We start from the raw sequence: 24,529 nt of genomic DNA, 5'->3' as shown, positions 1-24,529 counted from the left end.
CCACAGCGTCAGGCTGATACAACCCGCCCTCGACTGCGGCGCAATCATCCCGCCAGGGAGCGAGCGCTGCGACTTGACTCGACAACCTTCCCAAGTCTATACGCCCCAACGTGGCAATTTCACGTCGGCTCACCGGCGCACTCATTCTGGCAGCCCTGATTCTGGGACATGCAGCCCTCTTTGCTGACGAGGTGGTATTCCAGGACGGAACGAAAATGCACGATGTGCGTACGGTTCTCACAGAGACCCACGTCATCGTCCACATGCCCAAGGGAGTGGCAGAGTTTCCCCGGCAAGCAATCAAATCGATCAATGGCAAAGCGCCCGGACCTGCCAAGGCCGTACCCACTCCCGTCAACAAGTCAGCTTCTCCCACCCCGACCGCTACGGTGGCCCCAAGCGCAACTCCGGATGAAGTCGTTCCTGGGATGGTGCCCGAAGTGCAACAAATCCAGGATCGACTGAAGGTCGCTCCGACTCCCACGCCAACACCGGTCGTTTCGACGACTACAGCGATTGCCGCACCGCATCCCCAGTGGAAAGCCGATGTCGCAATCGCAGCCCTGTTTCTACTCACTGCTATCTGGATCTACAGTCTCCAGTGGGTGCGGCGTTCGCTGGAACATCGGAGAGTGGACCCGGGGATGTGGACGAATGTCGCGATCGTGCTGCCGATCCTCGGCTCGATCCTCTACGGATTATATATCGCGATGCTGCCCTTCCTGCCCAAGCGAGGCACCCGTTGGTCCCCATGGTCGACGTTTATCGCAAAACTCCGACAGCAGAACAAACCCCTCGATACCGCTCCGAAGCACCGGGTTTCACGAACGATCGAGTTCCTTGATGAGGACCAAAAGGCGTTGAAGCTCAAAAAGAAGGGCGACCTTTCCTCCGGACTCGACCTGGCCAGCGACATCCTCGAGACGGCGCTCGATCAACGTGCCAGCGATATCCACATTGAGCCGGGCAGCGAGGAATACAGGGTGAGGTTCCGCCTCGACGGTATCATGCATGAGAGATTCGCCTTCGCCACCGAGGATGGACGGCGCATCGTCACCGCCATCAAATCTCTGGCGCAGATCGATATCTCGGAGAAGCGCAAAGCGCAGGACGGGCGGTTCCGCGCACGCCTGGGCGGAGCCGGGGTGGATTTCCGCGTCGCCACCGCCAACTCCATTCATGGTGAAAAAATCGTCATCCGGGTGCTTGATCACAGCCGGGGGATTTTTGATCTGACGGCGCTCGGCATGTCGCCCGAAATGCTCGAGACCTTCCAGCAGGTAATTCACTCTCGAAACGGAATGATCCTGGCCACCGGACCCACAGGATCAGGCAAGACATCCACTCTCTACGCCGCGCTGCGCCAGCTTGACGCTGCGCGCATCAACATCATGACCATCGAGGACCCGGCCGAGTACGAACTCGTCGGAGCGACGCAGATCGCGGTGAATATCAAAGCCGGAGTGACGTATGAAAGCGGGTTGCGCTCGATCCTGCGACAGGACCCCGACGTCATCCTGGTCGGTGAAATGCGTGACGCCGAGGCGGCGCAGGTCGCGGTGAGTGCCGCACTGACAGGCCATCTCGTTCTCAGCACGCTGCATACCAAGGATGCGCCGGGCACGCTGGCCCGCCTCAAAGACATGGGATTGGAGCGCTACAAACTCGGCACGGCGCTCCTCATGATCGTCGGGCAGCGCCTCGTACGAGTCCTCTGTCCGGCATGCCGGGAGGAAATCGCGTGCGAGGGCGAGGAACTTGCCTCCATCGGGTTCAGCTTTGACCCTGGAACGGCCATCTACCGATCACAAGGCTGTCCCGAGTGCAACGGCACGGGCTTCAAAGGACGGACCGGCCTTTTCGAACTCCTCGTGCTCGACGACGATTTACGTAAAGCCGTCGGAGACGACGTCGATGAAGCAACGTTCCTTTCGATGGCCGAGGAGCGGGGCTTCCGCAGCTACCGACAGGATGGCGCGCTCAAGGTCCTTATGGGCATCACCACCGTGGAAGAAGTCCTCCAGGCTGTCTAGAACATCATGGCTACTGAATTCATCATCTTTCTCGTCAGTCTCCTTCCGATTCTAGTCGGCGCCTTCCTCGGTTGGCGTCATGGAGCCTATGTCGTGATTCAGTACGTAGTGGGCATCGCCCTCGCCACGATCTTTGCCGAGCGTCTCTGGTCGCCAGTGGCAACCCGCCTGACTCCGATCATTCCCGCATCCCCGGGGCTGGTGACATCCGCCGTATTCGTCATCCTTTTTGCGGTGGGAGCCCTTCTGGCGTGCCTTGCGGTCAATATCCGGAAACGTAACCAGAAGGATACTGAATCCAACGTGATCGACAGCATCCTCGGGCTTGCCTTTGGGCTGGGAGGAGGAGTCGTCGTGGCCGGCATCGCACTTACCTTGGTCGGGTTGCTGTGGACGACAGTCGCCAACCGTCCGTATGAGGCGAATCGCCTGCCGTTGAGAATCGACCAGGCACCGGCCGCCTTGCTACACGCGGTGCAAAAACCATTCGGGGTCCGCACTCCGGTTGCGGAATGGGACCCCCAGGTCGGAACGGTCAGCTGGAAGTGATCAGTTCTTGATCGCGCGAATCCAGGCTGAGGAGATCAGGCCATGGCCTGCAAGGCTGGGATGCACGCCATCCGGCAGCCAATAATCGGCAGGAGCCATGGTGGCGGCGGTGGCAAAGATGCCATCGAGGGCGACATAGGGCACCTTGTACTTCCAGGCAAGTTCGCGAACGGCGGTGATGCGGGGATCGAGATCCTCACGCCACTTTTTGCGATCCTCCGGCACGGGCAGGAGGAAGGGCTCGAGCAGGATGACGCGGGAAGTAAGCTCCGTGGTGATGCGGGTGAGAATCCGGTCGTAGGAGGCCTGGAATTCGTCGATCTGCGAGACCACATTGCTGTCGTAGCGGCGCCAGGTGTCGTTGATCCCAATGAGGATGGAAACGACGTCGGGCTTGAGGGCGAGAACGTCTTTTTCCAGGCGTTCCTCGAGATCAAAGACGCGGTTACCGCCGATGCCCTTGTTGGTGAACTTGAGATTCCATCCCGGGTAGGCCGACTGGAGTCGACCGGCGATGAGAAAGGCGTAGCCGCCGCCGAGAGAGTTGATGTCGTCCCGATTGCGGCCACAATCGGTGATGCTGTCTCCATAGAACAGCACATGAGAATTCTTCGAGAGAATCATGGCAGCTCAAGTACGAGCACAGCACACCGCCCTATGCAAGACTATGGCGCGGACGGATGCACCCAGGCACGAGGATCATACCTTGCCGGGGCTGTCTCCGAGAGCCTCCGGGGCGCGACGGCATATTCGTAGGGAACCGCCCCTTGCTGGTAGAGAAACTCGGAAATTGCCGCCGTAACCTCGCGAGCGGTGCGCTGGGCGTCAAATGTCAGGCCAGAGCGAGGTAACCCCAGCAGGAGAGGTACGGCATTCGACCCTCCCGAGGTCCGAATCACAAGGAATGGACGGGGTGTCGGACCGGACATGTCCGCGATCACCACGGTCGTATCGAGCTTTGTCCCTCCAAGACCAAAGCCGGCGAAAGAGCGCAGAAATCGACTGCCCTGGCTCACGCGGTCAAACTGGCCAGTGATCAGCCAGTAGTTGCCCCTCCGGGGCGGAGCGGTAGCCGCCATGGCAGAGGCTGGAGCGATACCATCCGAGAGGCGACTGGTGAGGAAACGGGTGAATTTCTCCTGAAAATCGTACTGGAAGTCCGTCAGCTTTGTCCCGCTGCGATCCACGGCCAGATTCGGATCATAGTATGCAAACGGTTTCACGAAAATGGCCGAAGGAACCTTGCGAGGCAAAGTCTCGGAAACCTGCTGCGCAGATCGCACCCCAACGGAGGCGCAGGAGCAGAGTGCCAGCGAAATACCCGCCAAAATCAGCCGCGACATCATCACCGGCACTTGATGAGACCCGATGAATACAAAGTCGATGAAATTGCGGAGCGATTTTGCGTTTACGGAGGCCCAGACTCTGAGATTCTCCCCGGCTGCAATGTTTACTGGTCTGGTAGAAGAAGTTGGCGAGTGTCAGTGGCTGCGGCGCACCACGGATGCCGTGCAGTTGACCATAGCCGCAAACATGATTCCCAAGGCGGTTCGCACTGGGGACAGCGTCGCCGTCAATGGCTGCTGCCTGACAGTCACCGCCCATCGTAAAGACCAGCTCTCCTTCGATCTCCTCGAGGAGACACTCCACCGAACCAATCTCGGCAAACTCCGGCCGGAGTCCCCCGTGAATCTGGAGCGCGCGATGGCAGCGGACGGCCGACTGGGAGGACACTTTGTCCAGGGCCACGTCGATGGTATCGGCGAAGTCAAAGACCTCCTCGAGCGTCGTGGCGATCTGCGGATTGAAGTCACGATCCCGGAAGGGTTTTCCCAGTATATAGCCTACAAGGGGTCCATCGGGGTGAATGGCGTAAGTCTCACCGTCGCCGAGGTAAACGACACCACCTTTGCCGTCTGGATCATCCCGCACACCCGGTCGCACACGAACCTGAGCGACCTCCAGGTGGGAGACGCTGTAAACCTGGAATTTGACATCCTGGCCAAATACGCGGAGCGAATCCTGAACGGTCGCCGGGAGTAGCGCTCCGGCGGGAACCGAGTATTATAGCCCCATGCGAGCAAGGTTGAAAATCCGCCCGGCGGAAGGCGAGTCCTTCACGGTCGACGTAGGCAATACAGCGACGATCGGCCGCAGCCGGGACAACACGGTGAGTCTGCACTTCAGCCAGCATGTATCGCGTCAGCACGCGATCATTCGCTGTCACAATGCCTTCCAATACCAGATCATGGACCTGGGTAGCCGCAATGGCACCTTCGTCAACGGTCGCCGCGTCATCACGCCGACCCTGCTGAATCATGGGGCAGTGATTCGCATCACGAACAACGAGATCATTTTCGAGCAGAGCGAAGACGCTCCCGCCGACATGGCCAACGAAGTGACGATGGCGGCGGGAACCGACGCCAGCGAGGACCAGAGCGCTGTGGTGGCGGTGATGGTTTGCGACATCCGGGGATTCTCGACCATGTCGGAGGTACTGGCCGAGGAGCATCTCGCACGCATGCTGGGCGAGTGGTTCCGCGATGCCGGTGAGGTCATTCACGCCAGCGGCGGGACGATCGATAAATTCATCGGCGATGCCGTGCTCGCCTACTGGACGCGGGAACAAAATGCCAAGAACGAGGCGGAAAGCGCGATGAAGAGCGGCCTCGCCCTGCTGGAGGCAGCCCAGAAGCGCTTCTGGCCCGGCGTGGAGCGCAAGCCCTTCCGCATCGCGGTGGCCCTGCATCATGGCCCGGTCACCTGTGGCAACATCGGGCTCGTGGCCCAGCGCGACGCGACCATCATCGGGGATACGGTCAATACGGTCTTCCGCATCGAGAGCGTGATGAAGCAACTGGGCGGCTACCGGCTCGTCGCCTCCCATGACCTGATCTCCACCCTGCCCGCACGGCCCGCCGATGCGAAGGACTTGGGAGAGCACCAGCTCAAGGGCAAGAATCAGCATGTCGGCCTTTTCGGCATGGCTGCGGAGGGTTAGTGAAGAACATCCTGTTCCTGATGGCGGACGAGTTCCGCCACGACGTCGCTGGCTTCGCGGGGAACCCTGTCGCCCGTACGCCGTATCTTGATCAACTGGCAGCAAATGCCATGCGATTTGATCGGGCCTACACCCCCTCGCCGGTCTGCGTACCAGCCCGCCAGTGCATGGCGACTGGACGTTATCCGCAACGCGCGGGCTGCACCCAATTTCTCGCCGATATCCCGCCGGGATCGCCGACTTTTGCGCGATGGTTTGCCGAGCGGGGATATTACACGGTGGCCTGCGGCAAGCTGCATCACCGGGGACCGGACCAGATGCAGGGATGGATGCACCGCATCGGGTCCGAAACCGCGGTGCGCTGGCCGGATGCCTACGGCGAGCGCAACCAGATCGGGCGACGCAAGTGGCAGGGAGCCGACGATCTGCGCAAGGCGGGACCGGGCGTTTCGCCACTGGGCATCCACGACGACTATACCGTGCAGGGAGCCTGCGATTTCATTCGCATCCACTTTGGCGGGATGTATGACCTGTCTCCGGAGACACCGCTGCTGATGATGGTCAGCCTGCAGCAGCCGCACTTCCCGCTCCTGGCCGAGGACGATCTTTACCACTACTACCATAACCGAGTGCCGGTCTTCACCGATCAACCGCGACCTGATCTGAGTGCCCTGAATGTGGGGCGTATCGGGGAGGACGAGGGCATCGGCCCAGAAGACCTCCGGCGTGCCACGGCAGCATACTACGCGATGGTTGAAAAAACCGATCAGCGACTGGGCCGTGTTATCCGCACCCTAGAGGAGGCTGGACAAGATCTTGACGAGTGGATCGTGGTTTTCGCCTCCGATCACGGCGACATGCTCGGCCAGCATGGGCTTTGGGAAAAGCGGAAATTCTACGACGGAAGCGCCCGCATTCCCCTTTTCGTCCGCGCTCCCGGGCTGGAACCCGGGGTGAATTCCGCCCCTGCCAACCTCGTCGATCTCTTCCCCACCCTCTGCGGGCTGGCGGGACTACCACACCCCGAGGGCGTAGACGGTCGCGACCTGGTCGCCAATCCCCCCACGGTCACGTTCAGCCAGTATCAGGCAGACAAGTTCATGGTGTGCGATGGGAGATGGAAATACATGGCGTTTCCCGGGGGCGAGGAAGCGCTGTTCGATCTCGCCAGTGATCCAGAAGAGGCGCTGAATCTACGCCATTCCGCCGGGCATGCCACCCAGCTCGAGGAAATGAGGCAATCGTTGGAGCGATTCCGCGCCGCTCAGCAGATCGGCCGTCTGGGCTGATCACTCCAGATAACGCTGGAGTTTCGCCTTCAGGTCCGCCCGGGCGCGGAAAAGGATGCTTTTCACGGCGGGCACGCTGGTCTTGAGAACCTTGGCGATCTCCTCGTAAGCCATGTTTTCATAACGCCGCAGGATAATTGCGAGGCGGTGCTTTTCGGGGAGTTCCGCGATGGCGGTGTCGACGGCGTCACGCAGTTCTGCGTCCAAAAGATCGTCGGCGGGAGAGCCTGCCTCGGGGTCGGCATACTGCACCGTCGGCCCATCGTCGGCATCGTCATGCAAAGGTACGACCCTGGCCCGGCTCCGGCGGCGGGATTCGTTGAAGACGAGGTTGCGGGTGATGGTCATGAGCCATGTGGTGAACTTCGCGCTCGGCTCGTAGCGTACGGCCGACTTCCAGACTCTGATGAAGACCTGCTGAGCGATATCCTCGGAGTCCGACGGATTTCCCATCATGCGCGCCACCGTGCCAATGACGCTATGCTGGTGTTTGACAACCAGACTTTCGAAGGCGTCGATATCGCCGTCCCGCACACGGAGCATGAGCTGAACATCCTCCGCCGCCGACGAATCATCGTTGGGGGAAGCGTCCAAATTCATCGCCGGGAGACACGAAATCACAGTTTACCAGAGATTTAACCCGGCAAATGATAAAAAGACGCAGAAAATCTCTTGGCTAAAGCGGGCGGAGTTCCGTTGAATGGATCGTTCATGTCCCAGCCGGTCGTCGCCAGTTACTGCACCACATTTCTCAAGAAAGAAATGCGGCATATTTATCGTCAGGTCACCGGTTTGAAGGAGTTCAAGACGTTCGTGCTGACGCGCTGCCGGGAAAATGAGGATGTTTACCCCTTCGATGACGTCGAGATTCTACTGAAGCCTCGGACGAACTTTCTCCGGCGGTTTTACCGGAAGCATGTCCGGCGCATGCCCGCGATCCACTATCGCGGAGAGTATGACCAGTTGATCGAGGTGCTGCGCCGTCGGGAAGTCGACCTGATGCATGTGTATTTCGGGCATACCGGAGTGCATCTCCTGCCATTCCTGCAGGCATGGCCGATTCCCGCGCTCGTGTCGTTCCACGGCATGGATATCATGACGCGGGATGACCAGCCCAGCTATGCCGGCAAGCTCAAGGAAGTGCTCAAAACCGTCCCGATGGTTCTGGCCCGGAGCGAATCGCTGGCCGACCGCCTCGTTGCACTCGGCTGTGACCGGAGCAAGATCCGCCTCAACCGGACAAGCATTCCGCTCGACGGATTCCCGTATCAGGATCGCCAGCCTCCAGCCGATGGAGCGTGGAAATTCATCCAAGCCTCGCGGTTTATCGCCAAGAAGGGGCTGGAAGTGACGCTGAAGAGCTTTGCCCGTATCAAGAAAACCTACCCTGCCGCAGAGCTGATTCTGGCCGGGGCCGGTCCCTTGGAGGAAAGCCTCAAGCGGCAGGCGACAGAGCTCGGGATTCTCTCCTCGGTGACCTTTACCGGGTTCCTCGACCAGGAGTCCCTGGCCAAGGCCTACCGCGAGGCGCATGTTTTCGTGCACCCCAGCCAGACGACGGAAACCGGCGATCAGGAAGGTGTGCCCAATGCCATGCTCGAGGCGATGGCCATGGGGCTGCCGGTGGTCGCCACCCTGCATGGAGGGATCCCGGAGGCCGTGACATCGGAAAGCACCGGCCTGCTCGTGCCGGAGCGCGATGTGGATGCCTTCACGGCGGCGCTGGAGCGACTTTGCGGCGACGGGTCTCTCTATCAATCCCTTTCTCGCAATGCCGCAGAGAGCGTGCGCCAGAATTTCGAGCAAAGTCAGTCGATTGCAAGGTTGGAAGCGGCTTATCGAGAGCTGCTCGGCAGTTCGCCAAAAGCCGCCGCCTAATCGTTATCCGGCTTGCGCAGGATCAGCGCGTAAACCGGGCGGCCGTCGACGAGGAATTTCTTCTGAAACTCGGTCAGCGGGTACTCGCGATCGTCCGGGCATTCCACGAGCCCCGGCACGGTTGCCGCATGAATGCGGACATCCCGGGCATAGGGTTCATCATCCGTCACCAGACGTAAAATTCCGCCGGGCTTCAAAAGCCGCAGGCAGGTTTCGATGAACGAAGGCTGAATCAACCGCCGGATGTGATGGCGCCGCTTTGGCCAGGGATCGGGAAAGAGCACATGAATATGGTCGGCAACCTCCGAAGGCAGCGTCCGCAAGGTCTCGTGGCCCTCGCCGCAGATGACAGCGGCATTGCGCATCTCGAGGCGCTGGATCTTGCGATTGGTACGCTCAACACGTTCGGCCTGCCGTTCGATGCCGAGAAAATTCCGGTCAGGGTACAGTGCTGCCATTTCGGCAAGAAACAGTCCTTTGTGGCAACCGACGTCGATCTCCAGCGGTCGTCCGCTCTCGATCCACCCGGCGGGGAGTGGCGAGGCATCCGTGATCATGACCAAAGACTCGACAGAATGCTGCGGGAACGGGGCCGGAACGCTTCGTGCTGCTCCAGCACGTCCCGGAGGGTCTGAACAGTCCTCGCTATATCGAAGCGGTCCTCCGCCAAGGCTCGCCCTCCTTTGCCAAACTGATCGGCCCGGGCAGGATTCGAGAGAATCTCACGCATGGATTGAGCCAGCGCATCGGGATTGTGCTCTGGAACAAGATACCCGGTTTGTCCCTCAATCACCATCTCGGGAACCCCGGCGATCGGAGTGGAAATGACGGGCAATGCCATGGCCATGGCCTCCATGATGACGGTCGGCAGATTGTCCGACCCGCCATCGCAGGACTTCACACACGGAAGGACGAAGAGCGAGGCACGAGACAGAATCTCGATGATTTCGGATTCGGTGCGCGGACCAGTGATCTGCACCTTGTCCCCCACTCCCATGGCTGCAGCCTGATTCTTGAGTTCCTCCTCGAGCGGACCCCTCCCGACGACCTGGCAAACGAAAGACAGATCCTTGAGCTGGGCACAGGCGGAAATAAGATCGGCGAATCCCTTCTTCTCGATATAACGGCCCACGCTGATGATGACGGGCGGATTGGATTTTTCAGTTCCCGGGATGAATCGACTGATATCGATGCCGTTATATGTCCGGTAAACCTTGTCGGCGTATTTCGGAAAAAGATCCTGAAGGAACTTGCGGCTGTACTCGGTCTCGGTGGTGATCACCTTCGCACCCGCTACCATGGTCTCCAGGCGATGCTTCGGTTCGTCGCAGAAGACGTCATTGGCATGCGCCGTAAAGCTGTACGCCACGCCGTGAAGGTCGTGCAGCCAGTACGCGGTACGGGCGGCCAATCCGGCAAAATGAGCATGGACGTGGCGGATGCCGCGGCGCTGGAAATCCTCAGCCAGCCAGAGAGCCTCGTGGATGCGGCGTTTCTCGATCTCGTCGCCCCAGCGCTTCACCATCTTTGGGATGGTGCATTGCAAAGTTTTCCGGCGATGGCGCACGGAACCCGTCCATTCGTGGAAGCAGGCGGGAAGATACGTAATCGCCTCTTTCAATCCCTCCGGAAAATCCTGCGGAGGCTCGCCAGTGGGCTCACGAACGGAATAGACGGGGCACTTGATTCCCTGCCGTCGCATTTCAGCGACCTCCCGGAAACAGAAGGTCTGGCTGAACGACGGAAATTTCTCAAAAAGGTAGGCAAATCCGCCTGCCTTCGTGGAGTCATCCATGGCTTCCCTAAAACCGCCTCAGGCGGCGTCCTTGTCCTGCCGCCTCCGGATCAACGGGGGGCGTTTTCCTTCCACCACAGTGCGATTGATCGTCACCTCGGCAATGTCGTCGCGGCTGGGAACATCGTACATGATATCGAGCATGATCCGCTCGAGCAGGGCGCGCAAAGCGCGTGCGCCAGTGCCTTTGCGCACGGCTTCGGCAGCCAGGGCACGCAAGGCATCCTTGGTGAAGGTGAGTCCGACCCCGTCCATGGCGAGCAGTTTGGTATACTGCTTGGTCATGGCATTCTTGGGTTCGGTCAGGATGGTCATCAGCTCATCCTCGGTCAGCGCGTCGAGTGTGCTGACGACGGGGAGACGACCGATAAACTCGGGGATGAGGCCAAAGCCAAGGAGATCCTCCGGCTCGACGGAATGAACCGCCTCCGTTGCAATCTCGTCTGGATCGCGAAGATCGCGGGCGTGGAAGCCCATCGAACGGCCACCAATACGGCGCTGGACGATCTTGTCCAGGCCGACGAAAGCGCCGCCGCAGATGAAGAGGATCTTCTCCGTGTTGATCTGGATATACTCCTGATGCGGGTGCTTGCGCCCCCCTTGCGGAGGCACGTTGCAAACGGTACCCTCCAAAATCTTGAGTAGTGCCTGCTGGACACCCTCGCCAGAAACGTCGCGGGTGATGGACACGTTGTCGGTTTTGCGGCCGATTTTGTCGATCTCGTCGATGTAGACGATGCCCATCTCCGTACGCTTCACGTCGTAATCGGCGTTTTGCAGGAGCCGGAGCACGATGTTCTCCACGTCCTCACCGACATAGCCAGCCTCCGTGATGGTCGTGGCGTCAGCTATGCAAAAGGGAACATCTAGGATGCGTGCCAGCGTACGGGCAAGAAGCGTCTTGCCCGAACCAGTGGGTCCGATGAGCAGGATATTGCTCTTTTCGATCTCGACCTCGGAAAGCGGGTCGAGCATGAGCGCACCATCGGCGTTGGATTCCCCACTGATGAGACGCTTGTAATGATTGTGAACAGCGACGGCCAGGACCTTCTTCGCGCCATTCTGGCCAATGACGTGCTTATCGAGCTCCCGCATGATGTCTGCGGGCTTCGGCACGTGAATCGCGGTCTTCTGCTTGCGTGCTTCGTCGTTAAGCTCCTTATCCAGGATGCCTTTGCAAACAGTAATGCAACTGTCGCAGATATAGACGCCGGGGCCGGCAATAAGTTTCCTCACCTCCGCGTGGCTTTTGCCACAGAAGGAGCACATCGTCAGATTGCTAGCCCTGGCCATCTATAAGAATACTACTCGGAAGCCTTTTCGACGGGAAGCTCTTTGATTTCCTTGCGGGATTTGACGACTTCGTCGACCAGACCATAAGCACACGCCTCCTCGGCGGTCATATAGTTGTCACGGTCGGCGTCTCTCTCCACCTGCTCCACCGGCTTGCCGGTGTGATGCGAGAGGATGCCGTTGAGCCGCTTCTTAAGCTTAAACATGAACTCGACCTGGCGCTCGACATCGCTGGCCTGGCCCTGGGCGCCGCCCGAGACCTGGTGGATCATGATGTCGGAGTTGGGCAGCGCATAGCGTTTGCCCTTGGTGCCGGCGCAGAGCAGGACAGCTCCCATGCTGGCGGCGATGCCCATGCAGTAGGTATTCACGTCGCACGTCACGAATTGCATCGTGTCATAGATCGCGAGACCCGCCGTGACGGATCCGCCAGGGGAGTTGATGTAAATGCTGATGTCCTTTTTGGCGTCCTCCATCTGAAGGAAGAGCATCTGCGCGATCACGATATTGGCCACATGATCGTCGATCGGTGTGCCGATGAAGATGATGCGATCCTTGAGGAGTCGGGAGTAGATGTCGTAAGCGCGCTCGCCACGACCGGTCTGTTCGATGACCGTGGGAATCAGATAGGAGTTCGTCATAAATGTCAGGCGTTAGCCGGAGCCTCCGCTGTTGCAGCGGGTTGCGTCACCGTAACATTAGCGGCCAGCAAATCAAGAGCCTTGCCTGCGAGGATCTGTTCACGCAGCGGACCGAAACCTTCACGGCGCTGAAGGTCCTTGATGAGCTTCTTCACGGGAATCTCATAGCGGGCGGCCATCTCGTAGACGCGCTGGGCGATATCCTGCTCGCCGACCTCGATCTTTTCCTTTTCCGCGATGCGGAGGAGGAGGAAATTCGTGCGGACACGGTCGCGGGCGCTCTGCTGGGCAGCGCCAAGAAGTTCGTCCTGATGATTGCGCAGCTCTTCGTCGCTCACGCCGCGGCCCTGGTTCTCACGAACGATGTCCTTGAGGATGCCAGCCATCTCACGCTCAACGATGTTTGAGGGAAGCTCGCACTCCACCTTGGAGAGGAGGTACTTCACCGCAGCCTGACGTTTGTTGGATTCAAACTGATTCTGCGCGAGCTGCTCAAGCTGCTCACGGATCTTGGTACGTACCTGTTCGGCATTGGAACCCGGATCAAGCTTGGCGGCGAGTTCGTCAGTGAACTCGGGCAGGCTCTTGGAATTGATGCCGTGCAGGGTGACGGTGTAGTCGACCTTTTTGCCGGCGAGATCGGCAATCGGGAAATCGGCGGGAAGCTCGAGCGAGAAGGTGCGCTCCTCATTCACATTCTGGCCCACGAGAGCGGCGCAGAATCCGGGAAGGAGGCTCTTTTCGTCGATGAAGATCCAGGCGTTACGACGGCCCTGGAGCTGCTGCGGTGAGGTCGGAATGGCCTCGGCGAGCGGCGTGCCGTCGATCTTGCCCTCGTAGCTGACCACGGCGTAGTCGCCAAAGGCCAGGGCGCGATCCTCCACAGGGGTGTAGGTGGCATGCGGCTCGCGGAGTTGGTCGACCCAGCGCTGGATGTGCTCGTCATTGACCTCCTCAAGGGCGATCTCCGCCGGGATGCTGGAGTAATCGGGCAGTTCGAAATCCGGGGCGGTCACGACCGTGGCGCGATAGCGGAGCACGTTGTCCGTGCCGATCTCGACGTTCTCGACCTGCGAGACGGAGATGACCTGGATGTTCTTTTCCTTGATCGCTTCGTTGAGGCTTTCGCGGAGGAGACGATTGGTGAGTTCTTCCTTGATGTCCTTGGCGAAACGGGTGTCGACGAGAGATTTCGGGGCCTTGCCCGGGCGATAGCCAGGGATGCGCACGTTGCGCTGAAATTGCTCGGCCACGGTCTGCCATTCACGGGTCACACGGTCGGCGGGCAGCTCGACCTGAAGGGAGACGAGGCAGTTGGGCTGGTTTTCTACTAGAACGTTCATCGGTAAACGGTCCAGTTAAGCACAACGTCCCGGCGGGGACAATAGATGAGTTTGCCCCCGCCGGTGACGTTTTTGGTTATTTGTACTTCGGCAGGAACGACTTTTCGGCCTCAAACAGCTCCAAAGTCATCTTTTTGATCTCCGCCGGGCTGCACATGGCCGCCGTGAGCGGATCGAGCATGAGGGCGTAAATCGCCGCCTCCTTGCTCCGCTCGATGGCGGCAGTGGCCCCGAGTTCAAACATGCTCATGTTTGACGCGCAGAGGGCTGCCATCTGGGGCGGCAGGGCTCCGAAACGAGTCGGATTGATGCCGTTGCGGTCGACCATGCACGCCACCTCGACGCAGCCGCTGGCCGGTAGGTTGGTGATCAGCGCTCCGCTGCCTTCCACATTGTTGGAGACGTTGCCGTGGATGCGGAACGGCGAGTCCTTTTCGCGGGCCTCAATGATCCAGCTGGCGTACTCCCAGGTGCGATCCCAGGTGATCGATTCCTTGCCCTTGAGCATGGCTTCGCGGGAAGCGTCGGCGTTTTTGCGCCAGGTCGGCCAGTTGTCGGCGTAAAACGAGGTTTCGCCATCGTATCCGGAACGTCCGTATTTCTCCAAAATCTCGGGCCGCTTGCGGTAGTACGGGAGGTACTCGGAAAGGTGTCCGCTGGATTCCGTGATGAAGGCTCCAAAGTGCAGCATCATATCCTTGCGCACGATGTCTCCGACGTCGTCGGGATTTGATGGCTTTCCGGCGATATCCTGCTCGGCCAGCTTCTTAAGGAGCGGGTAAAGGTCCTTGCCCTGATGGCGGAGCTTCACGAACCACGCGAGATGGTTGATGCCTGCGCACTCCCATTCCATCGCGTCGTATGGAATGCCTGCCCGCTTCGAGAGAAGGTGGCTGGTTCCCTGTACGGAGTGGCAGAGACCGACCACCGACATGGCAGAGGTCCGCTGCGCAGCGAGGCAGAGCATGTTCATGGGGTTCGTGTAGTTCAGCACGATGGCCTCCGGGCAAAGCTCCTCGGCGTCGCGCAGGGCGGCGAGCCACACCGGGATGGTGCGCAGAGCCTTGAATAAGCCTCCAGGCCCAATGGTGTCGCCAATGCACTGGCTCACCCCGTATTTCGCCGGGATGTCGTTGTCGTGGCGCACGCACTCGAGGCCACTGACCTCGATACAGTTCACAATATAGTCCGAGCCCTTCAGCATCGCGCGGCGGTCCGGCGAGGCGATGACCTTCCAGCCCTTGGCCCCGACAAGGTCGATGACCTTGCCGATGAGGCGCTTCATCGCGCTCAGGCGCTTGAGGTCGATGTCGACCAGGGCGATCACGCCTCCCTTGTTGCCAGGGGTGCGCAGGACGTCGTTGACCAGCTTGGGCGTGAACCCGCTGCCCGCGCCGAGCATCGTGATCTTGATGGGGCGCAGGAATTCACCGGCCAAACTGTGAGTGTGGGCGGCCTTGGAATGCTCGGCGTGACCGAGTGACTTCTTGGAGGATGGCTTTGCCATGGGGTTTTCTTACGATAATTCCATCAGTCGATCCAGAATTCAGATGTGACATTGATAGGTCATTTTGTGATATTTCCGGCATGGCTCTGCCTAAAAACCCCCTGGATATTTCCGTCCCATTCGGTGCCTCGCGTCAGGTGGTTCAAAGCCGGTATCACTGGAACAATGACAATCGGAGCGACGAGGTCTTTGTGATCATCCAACGTACCGAGCACGGAGTGGGACGCGTGATTTATCAGGGCCGGGAGCACGAGGTGCCGGAAGGCCACGCCTTTATCGTGCTGGTTCCGGAGAAGAGCGAATACGGGTTGCCAGAAAATCCCAAGGAGCCATGGGAGTTGGCGTGGCTCAACCTGTATGGCGAACTCGGCATCCGGCTTTGCCGGGAGCTTCGTGAGGCTTTCGGGCCGGTGATCCCCATGACCCGGACCGGCGAAGCGGCGACGCTCTTCTTTTCACTGATCCGGCAGGCAGAGCGACGGGTTTCCGTCGATCCGTTCACGGCCAGCACCCAATGTTTTGCGTTTCTCGCCGCATGGACCCGCGAAGCAAGCACCCCGGCCGCCCGCACCCTCGACCCCGTACAGGCAGCCAAGCTGATCTGCGAGCGGCGATTCCGCGAGCCTATCGGCATCAAGGAACTCGCGGCGGAAACCGGGCTCTCGAGGGAGCATTTTACCCGGCTCTTTTCCAATCGTATGAAAACCGCCCCGGCGGCGTATCTCCGGAGGCTGCGCGCCAGAGAGGCGCAGCAACTCCTCGACCGGCCGGGCATGACGCTCACAGAGGCGGCGTTACGAAGCGGGTTTGCCTCGGTGAAGGCAATGAACCGGGCGCTTCAAGCACTGGCAAAGTCCTCGCGCACCCGCAGGGTGTCCCGTCCCAAGTAGCGGGCAGCAAAGAGCCAGATCACGCCAGCCACGAACATGGCGAGAGAAACCACAAAGAATCCGGCAGTGAGACTGGAGCGGTCGGCCACGGCCCCGATAAGCGGCGGAGATATTGCATCACCAAGCGCATGGATGACGAAGATGTTCAGGGCAAAGGCTGTCGAGCGCACAGCGGGATCGGTAACATTGGCGATCGCCGTATTGGCTGGCCCAATGTTCATAAAGAGAAAGGACACGGCAAAAAAGCAGAGCACCCAAGCCCAAGGGAATGGAACAAAAAGCATGGCGATCGTGCAGGGAAAAGCGAGCAGCATGCCTCCAGAGGAGACCCAGAAATAGGCACCTGGTAGCCGCCGGGCCAACCGGTCACCCAGCCAGCCACCGAAGAGCGTGGAGAGGAGTCCAGCCACGGCGGTGATGCCGCCAAAGATGAGATTCACCTGCCCGAGGTCCGGCGCGCCCGACCGCCCGGAGAAATAGGCTGGAGCCCAGAAGGACATGCCGCCAATGGCGAAGGTCATTGCGGTCTGCGCAGCGACATTCAGGACATAGGAAGGGATCTTCAGAAGGCCGAGGTAATCCTTGAACGAGGCGTGCTTCGGCTTCTCGGCCCTGCCGGCGCGTGGATCTTTAAAGAACAGGCACATCACGGCCAAAATCATCCCCGGAATGGCGGCCCAGATGAATGGAGCCCGCCAGCCGTGAGCCGCTCCGATCATTCCTCCAAACACGTACCCGAGCGCACTGCCCACGGGAATCGCGGCGAAAAACCAAGCCAGCACCTGGCCACGGCGCTCGATCGGGTACATGTCCGAAATGATCGTGGCCGAAGCCGGGCCGTAGGCCGCCTCACCCGTTCCCACCAGAATTCGGGCCAGCAAGAGGACGCCGAAGGTCGCCGCCCAACCCGATCCCGCCGTGGCGAGACTCCACACGGCCACGCCAAAAGCAATAATGACCCAGCGGGACATACGATCGGCCAGAAAACCGAAAATCGGAGCCAGGATCATGTAACTGAACAAAAACGCCGTGGCGAGACTGCCGGTCTTGGCCAGCGCATTGGGATCATTGGCAAAGAAGCTCTCGCGAATCTGGGGCTCCACCGCAGCGAGGATGTAGCGGTCGATGTAGCAGAGGAGATTGAGGCTCAGCAGGAGGGCCAGGGTGCGGCGAGCGCCGGATGAGCGGGTGGAGTCCGTCATGCGCCGAGACTCTGCAATTCGCACCCGCAGCCGCACAGCAGAAAAATCGGTTATTTTCGCGGTCACTTCCCGCTTTCCAGAGCCGGAGGACGCGCTATCTTGCGCGCTGGTGATTCGGTTTTTCCTTCATGGCCTCCCGGCGTTGTTGATCGTTGCCATCGCGGTGGCGTTCTTCAACGAGACGAGGCTCAGTTCCGACAAGAAGAATGAGATGACGATCGGCTCGATAGCCGAGCCGTCCATGCTCAACCCAATCCAGCAGGCGGATTCCGCCGCCAGCGATGTGGGCAGCATGATCTTTAATGGCCTGCTCAAGTACAGTGCGGAATTGGAAATCACCACGGATCTGGCCAAGTCCTTCGCCCTGAGCCAACACACGACGATATTCTTTGACGATCCAAAGTCCGTACCCGGTGCAATGGGGAAGCTGTTTTTCATGCGCGGCCGCTGGGCGGACTGGAAACTCACCGATGCCCGGCAGGATGGTTCCTCACTGGTTCTGACCTTCTCTGAGCCGGGTATGGCGGCATCGCAGGAGATCATGGGACTCTTTGATTCCAAGAATCTCGTTTCGGCGACCATTGTTCGCGCAGACCTCGAAGGAAGGGCTGCGGAGACGCTCAAGGCCTGGCGAGAGACGGAGACCGGCGCCAAGGCGGTGCGCAACTGGGTGGAATCCGATACGGCCTTTGAGGTGACAGTGGTGGGTGACCCCGCGCCAGTGGTGAAGGATTTGCAGGACTTCCTGGCCGGTCGGACGCAAAAAGGAACGGTTGCGGCCGGCGATGTACAGCCATTTCTGGCGGAGCCGATCGTGGATTTCATCCTTCGCGACGATGTTAAATGGCATGATGGCACGCCTTTCACCTCGGCGGATGTGGTTTTCACTTACCATGCGATCATGGACGATGCGGTAGCGTCTCCGCGCAAGCCGGACTTTCTCTACATCCAGGCAGTGGAAACTCCCGACCCGCATACTGTCCGCGTGGTCTATCGCAAGCCCTACTCCCCCGCCCTCCAAAGCTGGATGATCGGTTTGCTCCCATCTCATCTGCTCGAAGGCAAATCGCCAGAATGGTGGGCGCAGAATTTCAACCGCAACCCGATCGGCACCGGGCCGTTCAAATTCTCCGAATGGAAGACGAACGAATACGTACGGCTGGTGCGCAACCCGGATTACTTCGACGCGCCGGGGCCATGGCTGGATTCCATGGTATACCGCGTGCTGAGCGACCAGCTTTCGCTGCGGCTCGCTTTCGAAACCAAACAGATTGATTTCTGGGGGGTTGATCCGTGGGCGGTAAGCGAGTTTCGCAAAGACAGCCGCTTCGACCTGTTTTCGTATCCGAGCAGTTCCTACTCGTACGTCGGCTGGAACCTGAAGCGTCCGATCTTTCAGGATGAGCGGGTGCGTCGGGCGCTGGCCCATGCGGTCAATGTGCCCGAGATGATCAAATACATCCTCTACGGCTACGGAGTGCAGAGCACCGGCATCTTCCTGCCGCAGATGTGGTTCTTCAATCCCGACGTAAAGCCGATCCCGTACGACGTGGAGAAGGCTCGCCAACTGCTGGCCGAAGCGGGATGGAAGCCGGGAACGGATGGAATCCTAACGAAGGACGGCCAGCGGTTTACGTTCACGATCATCACAAACAACGGCGGAGAGGTCCGCCGCGATATCGCCACGCTCATTCAGGACAACTTCCGCCAGATCGGGATCGAGGTGAAAATCGAACTCTACGAGTGGGCCGTATTTTTGAAGAACTTCATCAACAAGGGAGACTTCGACGCCATGGTACTGGGCTGGTCGCTCGGGCCAGACTACGATCAGTATCAAATCTGGCACTCGTCACAGAACAACCCCGAGCAACTTAACGTCGTCAGTTACAACAATCCGGAAGTGGACAAGCTGCTCGTCGACATCCGTCAGGAATACAACCGCGACAAGATCATCGAGATGGCGGGCAAGCTCCAGAGCATCATCTACAAGGACCAGCCGTATCTCTTCCTCTTCGTCCCGCAGGCGACCTCGGTGCTCTGGAAGGACAGCTACCGCATCCGCCGTCCCGATGGAAAAGGAGGATGGATCGACTCACCTGTCGAAATGACCAAGGCCGGCTGGAGTTATTACTCCGAGTGGTTCTACCGTCCGGAATACGCGGACAAACTCCCTCGCTGACATGCTGAATTTCATCATTCGCCGCCTCGCCATCTCGGTCGTACTGGCCTTCCTCATCAGCCTGATCTCGTTTTTCATTATCACGCTGACACCCGGAAGTCCGTACCCGTGGGGCGAGCTGAACCCCAAGATCACCCCGCAGGTGAAGGAGGCGTTCAAAAAGAAGTTCCACCTCGATCGCCCGCTCATCGAGCAGTACTGGCTCAATATGCGCGATCTCTTCAATGGCAACCTGAAGAGCATCAAGGACGACCGGCCCGTGCTACAGAAGATTGGCGAGCGCCTGCCTGCGACGATATCGCTCAATGTGCTGGCGGCGGTGATTTCGCTCAGCTTCGGCCTGGCGCTCGGCGTCTATGCGGCAAAGCACGCAGGTAAGACGCCCGACCTGCTGACGTCGATTCTGGCGTTTATCTTTATCGCGATGCCGGGCTTCTGGATTTCCTACCTGATCGTGATCGGGTTGGTGCGGTTTACCGATGTGCCGATCCTGGGCACGCAGAGCTATGGCGTGATCTTTCCGAATGCGGCGTCGATGTGGCTGGATCGCTTCTGGCATATCGCCCTTCCGGCGGTGGTGCTCTCCATCGGCGGCATCGCGGTGCAATCGCGCTTCATTCGAGCCAGCATGATCGAGACGCTGCGGGAAGATTACATTCGCACGGCGCGGGCCAAGGGACTGGAGCCGGACACGGTGTTTTTCAAGCATGCGCTGCGCAATTCCATCCGCCCGCTCATCACGGGCATCGGCGGATTGCTCCCGGGACTCATCGGCGGGTCGGTGATCATTGAAACCATCTTCGCGTATCCGGGGCTGGGCCGACTCGGCTACGAGGCGGTACTGGAGCGCGACTATCCGACGCTGGTGGCGATCAACTTTATCGTGGCTGCCCTGATTCTCATAGGAAACCTGATCTCCGACGTACTCTACGCCGTGGTCGATCCCCGTGTGCGACTCGAATAATGACGACGACCGCATCCACCGCCAGTTCCGCCGAGGTCGCTGACCTTCCCCTGCTCTTGGAAAGTCCGGGCCGTCGCATGTGGCGACGCTTCCGCAAGAATCCCGTCGGGGTTGTATCCTCCATCGTGATCGTGGTGTTCTTCACAATCGCGCTGGTGACGGGCATTTGCTCGCTCCTCGGCGTTTACTTTCCCTACAATCCAAATACCACCGAGCTGACACAGAAGCTCATGCCGCCCTCGGCCGCGCATTGGCTGGGGACGGATAATCTCGGTCGCGACGTGCTCTCGCGCCTGCTGAATGGATCGTACATCTCGCTCACCGTCGGCTTCGTCGCGGTGGCGGTTTCGCTTTTCATCGGTGTGACGGTCGGCGCGATCTCGGGGTACTTCGGAGGCTGGATTGACAACATCATCATGCGCGTCGTGGATGCCATCCTGTGCTTCCCGTCGTTTTTCCTGATCCTCACTGCGGTCGCCCTGCTCGGGCCCAACATCATGAACATCATTGTCGTGATCGGCCTGGTGAGCTGGACCGGCACGGCTCGGCTCGTGAGGGCGGAGTTTCTGACGCTACGCGAGACCGAGTATGTACGCGCGGCCAAGGCGCTGGGAATCCGTACGCCGGGCATCATCTTTCGCCATATCCTGCCCAATGCCGCCGCGCCGATCATCGTGACGGCGGTAGTGGGTATTCCCGACGCCATCCTGACCGAGGCGGGCCTGAGCTTCCTCGGCTTCGGCGTGCAGCCCCCGCAGGCGACGTGGGGCAACATCATTTCCGACGGCAAGACGTACCTCCTCGATGCGTGGTGGCTCATTGTCTTCCCAGGCATGGCCATCTTCATCGCCGCCCTGGCCTTTTACCTTGCGGGTGACGCGCTGCGTCAGGCCGCCGAAAGCCGATCCGAACGCAAGTAACCCATGAGCCCTTCTCTGCTGGAAATCCGCGACCTATCCATCAACTTCCGCACCGAGCATGGTGTAACGGAAGCCGTGAAGCATGTGTCCCTCTCGCTCAAGGAAGGTTCCTCGCTGGCCATCGTGGGCGAAAGCGGCAGCGGCAAGAGCGTGACCGCGCTGTCGCTCACCCGGCTGCTCCCCTCGCCTCCGGCGCTGTATGCAGGCGGCGACATCTTTTTCAAGGGCGAGAACGTCCTCACCATGTCGCCGGACAGGCTGCGCAAGATCCGCGGCGGCGGTATTGCCTATATCTTCCAGGAGCCCTCGACCTCGCTGAATCCGGTGTACTCGATTCGCAGCCAGATTGCCGAGGCGATCCGCCTCCATCGGCCCGAGGTGAAGGATGTCGATGCGGAGATCGTTCACTGGCTGAAGACGGTGGGAATCGTCAATCCCGAGAAGCGAATGCACGACTACCCACACCAGCTCAGCGGTGGCATGCAGCAGCGCGCGATGATCGCGATGGCTCTGAGCTGCCGCCCCAGCCTGCTGGTGGCGGACGAACCGACGACGGCACTCGATGTCACGATCCAGGCGCAGATCCTGGCGGAGCTCAAACGCCTGCGGGCGGAGTTCAACATGTCGCTCATTCTCATCACTCACAACATCGCCATCACCCAGGGACTCTGCGACCGGATGGCGGTGATGTTCCGGGGAGAAGTCGTCGAGTACGGCGATACGCAGAGCATTCTTCACTCTCCCCAGCACGAATACACCAAGGCGCTCATGGCCTGCATCCCGCGGCTGGGCTCGAAGGAAAAACGCCTCAAGACGATCGATTATTCCAAACTCGCCGCGAAATCGTGAAGTCCTTCCTGTCTCTCCTCCTTTCCCTCGCCCTGCTGCAGTCGGCACGGGCGGACTCTGTCGTGATCGCCTCGGGTTCCATCCCTTCCGACACTCGCGACAATCTCGGCGACACTGTCGGCGGACTGGGATCCGGCATCGCTCATGATCCCGAAAGCGGCCTGTTCTTTTGCATCCCGGATCGCGGAGCGGGAGATGGCACGATTGATTACCGCCCGCGCTATGTCAAAGTCCGCCTCGATCTCCAAGGCGATGACCTGAATCCGCAAGTGGTCGAAGCCGTCCTTTTCCGCGACGAGGAGGGCCGCGAGATGAGCGGCTTGATCCCGGATGATCCCAACTCGGAAATCCCCAGGCTCAAGGACGGTCGCACCTGCCTCGATCCCGAAGCCATCGCCGTCGCTCCCGATGGAACGCTTTATGTGACCGATGAATATGGGCCGCTGCTTTATCAGTTCGCCCGCGACGGCAAGATCATCCGGCGCATTGTGTTGCCGGAAATGTTTCGCCCTCGCCGCGCTGATGGTAGGATTGATTTCACGAATACGGAGAAACTTGTCCATGGCCGCGCGGTGAATCAGGGGCCGGAGGGCATGTGCCTGCTGCCAGACGGGAAATCTGTCGCGCTCATCTTCCAGAGCGGCCTGATGCAGGACGGCGCGAAGAAATCGCCCACCACCAATCTGCTGATCCTCGACCTGGCCTCCGGCAAGCCCACGGCGCTGTACGCATACCCATTTTCCACCGTGGTGCCGGAGACCAGCGAACCGCAGGATCTCGACAGCGTCTCAGTGAATGATCTGGCAGCGTTAAGCCAGACTCGCCTCCTCGTGCTGGAGCGGGACAACCGGGGGCGCAATGGCAGTCTCGACTACCCGGCGGCTCGCAACAAGGCGGTATGGATTGCCGATCTCTCCATGGCGACAAACATCCTCGACCACGGCAGCGCCGCCACGGCCCGCCCGGTGGCCAAGACGCTTCTCTTCAACCTGCCCGCGATCGTCCCCGATCCCAAGCGCCTCGCCGCGAAATGGGAGGGCATCGTGATCGTGCCGCCGCTGCATCCGTCGATGGTGACGCTCTTAATGACGGCGGATAACGATTTTCTCACCCCCATCCTGCATATCGACGGCAAAGACATCCCCTTCCCCCGGGCTCAGGACTCAGTCGAGAGCCAGTTTTTCAAGATTCGCAGTTCGCTGCCGGAGAAGCCTTGAGTCAGGCGGCGGAGAATTGGAGAATATAGGGATAGTGAGCGACGTATTCCAACAGGCCCTGGCAGAAACCCTGCCGATGCTGAAGCAGATCAAGAACGGCTTCGGCCCAAAGGTCAGCGCATCGGAGCAGAGCCTGGCCGCATTGCGCTCCCTCGCAACGGAGGCCACCAAGGCGGCCAAATCAACGGCGGTTGCGCCAGCTCCTGTGGCCAAGCCTGCTCCTGCCGAAACCAAGCCTTCCCTACCGCCGCAGATCACCATCGTCGCAGAGACGCCTGCAGATGCACCGAGCATATCGCCAGTCTGGACATGGGAGACGCTGGAGGCGGCGGCGCTGAATTGCACGAAATGCGAGCATCTCGTGCGCTCCCGCACCCAGGTCGTTTTCGGCGTGGGCAACCGCAATGCCGAGCTGATGTTCGTCGGCGAAGCCCCGGGGGCGGATGAGGATTTGCAGGGAGAGCCATTTGTTGGGAAGGCCGGTCAGCTCCTGACCAAGATCATCCAGGCGATGGGATACAGCCGCGATGATGTCTATATCGCCAATATTTTGAAGTGCCGACCCGATATGCCTCCGGGATCAACCGGCAATCGCAAGCCGAAGCCCGAGGAGATGCAAACGTGTATTCCCTGGCTGGAGCAGCAAATCGCCCTGGTGAAGCCGAAGGCCATGGTCGCGCTCGGCGCTACTGCGGTCGAGGGCCTGCTTGGTTCCAACGGACCAGTCGGCAAGATGCGAGGCAAGTGGTTCGAATTTCGTGGCATCCCGGTGATGGCGACGTACCATCCCGCCTACCTCCTGCGCAATCAGCTCATCAGCGAGAAGCGCAAAGTGTGGGAGGACATGCTGCAGGTGCTCGAGCGGCTGGAGCGCCCGATCTCGGAAAAGCAGCGGCGCTTTTTCACCCAGTCCGCCTGAGGGCGAATTAAATCAAATTGTAACCGATGCTCGGCGGCAAGGTCCGCTTACGAGCATGGG

Annotated in this window: 23 protein-coding genes; 13 read left to right on the top strand and 10 right to left on the bottom strand. The window is 59.9% G+C overall.

The features are described from left to right. Positions 1-110: 110 nt before the first annotated feature. Both TSACC_RS11230 and TSACC_RS11225 read left to right on the top strand, forming a co-directional pair. On the top strand, positions 111-2,033 hold the full coding sequence (locus TSACC_RS11230) for a GspE/PulE family protein (protein ID WP_075079380.1): 1,923 nt from the start codon (positions 111-113) through the stop codon (positions 2,031-2,033). A 6-nt stretch (positions 2,034-2,039) separates the two neighbouring features. Beyond that, entirely contained in the window at positions 2,040-2,582 is a 543-nt protein-coding gene (locus TSACC_RS11225; protein ID WP_075079379.1) for a CvpA family protein, read from the top strand. On the opposite strand, the gene TSACC_RS11220 is transcribed toward TSACC_RS11225, so the two are convergent. Then, positions 2,583-3,206 carry an SGNH/GDSL hydrolase family protein gene (locus TSACC_RS11220; RefSeq protein ID WP_075079378.1) on the bottom strand — a complete coding sequence of 208 codons (624 nt, stop codon included), beginning with the start codon at positions 3,204-3,206 and terminating at the stop codon, positions 2,583-2,585. A 41-nt stretch (positions 3,207-3,247) separates the two neighbouring features. Further along, positions 3,248-3,805, bottom strand: a complete 558-nt coding sequence (locus tag TSACC_RS11215) for a DUF4410 domain-containing protein (protein ID WP_169809616.1) — start codon at positions 3,803-3,805, stop codon at positions 3,248-3,250. Between the two features lie 160 nt (positions 3,806-3,965). Here TSACC_RS11215 and TSACC_RS11210 point away from each other — a divergent pair, with 160 nt between their 5' ends. From TSACC_RS11210 to TSACC_RS11200, 3 genes are read left to right on the top strand one after another with little or no spacing between them, the layout of a single operon-like run. Further along, positions 3,966-4,625, top strand: a complete 660-nt coding sequence (locus TSACC_RS11210) for a riboflavin synthase (RefSeq protein WP_202815953.1) — start codon at positions 3,966-3,968, stop codon at positions 4,623-4,625. 31 nt (positions 4,626-4,656) lie between these two features. Next, positions 4,657-5,583: an adenylate/guanylate cyclase domain-containing protein gene (locus tag TSACC_RS11205; RefSeq protein ID WP_084400398.1), complete on the top strand. Its 927-nt coding sequence runs from the start codon at positions 4,657-4,659 to the stop codon at positions 5,581-5,583. Then, positions 5,583-6,872: a sulfatase-like hydrolase/transferase gene (locus TSACC_RS11200; RefSeq protein WP_075079375.1), complete on the top strand. Its 1,290-nt coding sequence runs from the start codon at positions 5,583-5,585 to the stop codon at positions 6,870-6,872. Before TSACC_RS11205 ends, TSACC_RS11200 begins: the two co-directional genes overlap by 1 nt. Here the strand turns inward: TSACC_RS11200 and TSACC_RS11195 are convergent, their stop codons facing one another. Continuing rightward, positions 6,873-7,472: an RNA polymerase sigma factor gene (locus TSACC_RS11195; RefSeq protein ID WP_075079374.1), complete on the bottom strand. Its 600-nt coding sequence runs from the start codon at positions 7,470-7,472 to the stop codon at positions 6,873-6,875. 111 nt (positions 7,473-7,583) lie between these two features. Between TSACC_RS11195 and TSACC_RS11190 the strand changes: the two genes are divergently transcribed. After that, positions 7,584-8,750 (top strand): glycosyltransferase, encoded by a 1,167-nt coding sequence (locus TSACC_RS11190; RefSeq protein WP_075080695.1) that lies wholly within the window; start codon positions 7,584-7,586, stop codon positions 8,748-8,750. On the opposite strand, the gene trmB is transcribed toward TSACC_RS11190, so the two are convergent. The 6 genes from trmB to TSACC_RS11160 form a co-directional block, all read right to left on the bottom strand. Next, positions 8,747-9,307: a tRNA (guanosine(46)-N7)-methyltransferase TrmB gene (trmB, locus tag TSACC_RS11185; RefSeq protein WP_075079373.1), complete on the bottom strand. Its 561-nt coding sequence runs from the start codon at positions 9,305-9,307 to the stop codon at positions 8,747-8,749. The genes TSACC_RS11190 and trmB overlap by 4 nt on opposite strands. Further along, positions 9,304-10,545 (bottom strand): glycosyltransferase family 4 protein, encoded by a 1,242-nt coding sequence (locus TSACC_RS11180; RefSeq protein ID WP_075079372.1) that lies wholly within the window; start codon positions 10,543-10,545, stop codon positions 9,304-9,306. Before TSACC_RS11180 ends, trmB begins: the two co-directional genes overlap by 4 nt. Before the next feature lie 18 nt (positions 10,546-10,563). Continuing rightward, positions 10,564-11,838 carry an ATP-dependent Clp protease ATP-binding subunit ClpX gene (gene clpX / locus TSACC_RS11175; RefSeq protein WP_174548590.1) on the bottom strand — a complete coding sequence of 425 codons (1,275 nt, stop codon included), beginning with the start codon at positions 11,836-11,838 and terminating at the stop codon, positions 10,564-10,566. 11 nt (positions 11,839-11,849) lie between these two features. Then, positions 11,850-12,479 (bottom strand): ATP-dependent Clp protease proteolytic subunit, encoded by a 630-nt coding sequence (locus TSACC_RS11170; RefSeq protein ID WP_075079371.1) that lies wholly within the window; start codon positions 12,477-12,479, stop codon positions 11,850-11,852. A 5-nt stretch (positions 12,480-12,484) separates the two neighbouring features. Then, entirely contained in the window at positions 12,485-13,822 is a 1,338-nt protein-coding gene (gene tig, locus TSACC_RS11165; protein ID WP_075079370.1) for a trigger factor, read from the bottom strand. Positions 13,823-13,898: 76 nt separating this feature from the next. Further along, on the bottom strand, positions 13,899-15,329 hold the full coding sequence (locus TSACC_RS11160) for an alpha-glucosidase/alpha-galactosidase (RefSeq protein WP_084400397.1): 1,431 nt from the start codon (positions 15,327-15,329) through the stop codon (positions 13,899-13,901). Positions 15,330-15,409: 80 nt separating this feature from the next. On the opposite strand from TSACC_RS11160, the gene TSACC_RS21840 reads away from it, so the two are divergent. Continuing rightward, a complete protein-coding gene (locus tag TSACC_RS21840; RefSeq protein ID WP_075079369.1) occupies positions 15,410-16,219 on the top strand; it encodes an AraC family transcriptional regulator in 810 nt (269 codons plus the stop codon). Here the strand turns inward: TSACC_RS21840 and TSACC_RS11150 are convergent. Beyond that, the gene (locus TSACC_RS11150) at positions 16,168-17,421 is read right to left on the bottom strand and encodes a spinster family MFS transporter (protein WP_075079368.1); all 1,254 of its coding nucleotides are present in this window, start codon (positions 17,419-17,421) and stop codon (positions 16,168-16,170) included. The genes TSACC_RS21840 and TSACC_RS11150 overlap by 52 nt on opposite strands. A 109-nt stretch (positions 17,422-17,530) precedes the next feature. Between TSACC_RS11150 and TSACC_RS11145 the strand changes: the two genes are divergently transcribed. The 6 genes from TSACC_RS11145 to TSACC_RS11120 are packed head-to-tail and all read left to right on the top strand — an operon-like array spanning position 17,531 to position 24,469. Beyond that, positions 17,531-19,600 carry a peptide-binding protein gene (locus TSACC_RS11145; RefSeq protein WP_169809615.1) on the top strand — a complete coding sequence of 690 codons (2,070 nt, stop codon included), beginning with the start codon at positions 17,531-17,533 and terminating at the stop codon, positions 19,598-19,600. Between the two features lies 1 nt (position 19,601). Beyond that, positions 19,602-20,564 (top strand): ABC transporter permease, encoded by a 963-nt coding sequence (locus TSACC_RS11140; RefSeq protein WP_075079366.1) that lies wholly within the window; start codon positions 19,602-19,604, stop codon positions 20,562-20,564. Then, on the top strand, positions 20,564-21,484 hold the full coding sequence (locus TSACC_RS11135; protein ID WP_084400395.1) for an ABC transporter permease: 921 nt from the start codon (positions 20,564-20,566) through the stop codon (positions 21,482-21,484). The genes TSACC_RS11140 and TSACC_RS11135 overlap by 1 nt, the downstream gene beginning before the upstream one ends. A gap of 3 nt (positions 21,485-21,487) precedes the next feature. Further along, positions 21,488-22,333: an ABC transporter ATP-binding protein gene (locus tag TSACC_RS11130; RefSeq protein WP_075079365.1), complete on the top strand. Its 846-nt coding sequence runs from the start codon at positions 21,488-21,490 to the stop codon at positions 22,331-22,333. Further along, entirely contained in the window at positions 22,330-23,550 is a 1,221-nt protein-coding gene (locus tag TSACC_RS11125) for an esterase-like activity of phytase family protein (protein WP_075079364.1), read from the top strand. The genes TSACC_RS11130 and TSACC_RS11125 overlap by 4 nt, the downstream gene beginning before the upstream one ends. A gap of 34 nt (positions 23,551-23,584) precedes the next feature. Continuing rightward, positions 23,585-24,469, top strand: a complete 885-nt coding sequence (locus tag TSACC_RS11120) for a uracil-DNA glycosylase (protein ID WP_202815952.1) — start codon at positions 23,585-23,587, stop codon at positions 24,467-24,469. Positions 24,470-24,529 lie beyond the last annotated feature (60 nt).

Source organism: Terrimicrobium sacchariphilum (assembly GCF_001613545.1).
Lineage (GTDB): Bacteria > Verrucomicrobiota > Verrucomicrobiia > Chthoniobacterales > Terrimicrobiaceae > Terrimicrobium > Terrimicrobium sacchariphilum.
This window is presented reverse-complemented; position numbering and strand designations above follow the sequence as displayed.

Bases quoted from the DNA above. Each gene is read 5' to 3' on its own strand.
- TSACC_RS11225 (WP_075079379.1), top strand. From the start codon at position 2,040: ATGGCTACTGAATTCATCATCTTTCTCGTCAGTCTCCTTCCGATTCTA.
- TSACC_RS11220 (WP_075079378.1), bottom strand. From the start codon at position 3,206: ATGATTCTCTCGAAGAATTCTCATGTGCTGTTCTATGGAGACAGCATC.
- TSACC_RS11210 (WP_202815953.1), top strand. From the start codon at position 3,966: ATGAAATTGCGGAGCGATTTTGCGTTTACGGAGGCCCAGACTCTGAGA.
- TSACC_RS11205 (WP_084400398.1), top strand. From the start codon at position 4,657: ATGCGAGCAAGGTTGAAAATCCGCCCGGCGGAAGGCGAGTCCTTCACG.
- TSACC_RS11195 (WP_075079374.1), bottom strand. From the start codon at position 7,472: ATGAATTTGGACGCTTCCCCCAACGATGATTCGTCGGCGGCGGAGGAT.
- TSACC_RS11190 (WP_075080695.1), top strand. From the start codon at position 7,584: ATGTCCCAGCCGGTCGTCGCCAGTTACTGCACCACATTTCTCAAGAAA.
- trmB (WP_075079373.1), bottom strand. From the start codon at position 9,307: ATGATCACGGATGCCTCGCCACTCCCCGCCGGGTGGATCGAGAGCGGA.
- TSACC_RS11180 (WP_075079372.1), bottom strand. From the start codon at position 10,545: ATGGATGACTCCACGAAGGCAGGCGGATTTGCCTACCTTTTTGAGAAA.
- clpX (WP_174548590.1), bottom strand. From the start codon at position 11,838: ATGGCCAGGGCTAGCAATCTGACGATGTGCTCCTTCTGTGGCAAAAGC.
- TSACC_RS11170 (WP_075079371.1), bottom strand. From the start codon at position 12,479: ATGACGAACTCCTATCTGATTCCCACGGTCATCGAACAGACCGGTCGT.
- tig (WP_075079370.1), bottom strand. From the start codon at position 13,822: ATGAACGTTCTAGTAGAAAACCAGCCCAACTGCCTCGTCTCCCTTCAG.
- TSACC_RS11160 (WP_084400397.1), bottom strand. From the start codon at position 15,329: ATGGCAAAGCCATCCTCCAAGAAGTCACTCGGTCACGCCGAGCATTCC.
- TSACC_RS21840 (WP_075079369.1), top strand. From the start codon at position 15,410: ATGGCTCTGCCTAAAAACCCCCTGGATATTTCCGTCCCATTCGGTGCC.
- TSACC_RS11150 (WP_075079368.1), bottom strand. From the start codon at position 17,421: ATGACGGACTCCACCCGCTCATCCGGCGCTCGCCGCACCCTGGCCCTC.
- TSACC_RS11140 (WP_075079366.1), top strand. From the start codon at position 19,602: ATGCTGAATTTCATCATTCGCCGCCTCGCCATCTCGGTCGTACTGGCC.
- TSACC_RS11135 (WP_084400395.1), top strand. From the start codon at position 20,564: ATGACGACGACCGCATCCACCGCCAGTTCCGCCGAGGTCGCTGACCTT.
- TSACC_RS11130 (WP_075079365.1), top strand. From the start codon at position 21,488: ATGAGCCCTTCTCTGCTGGAAATCCGCGACCTATCCATCAACTTCCGC.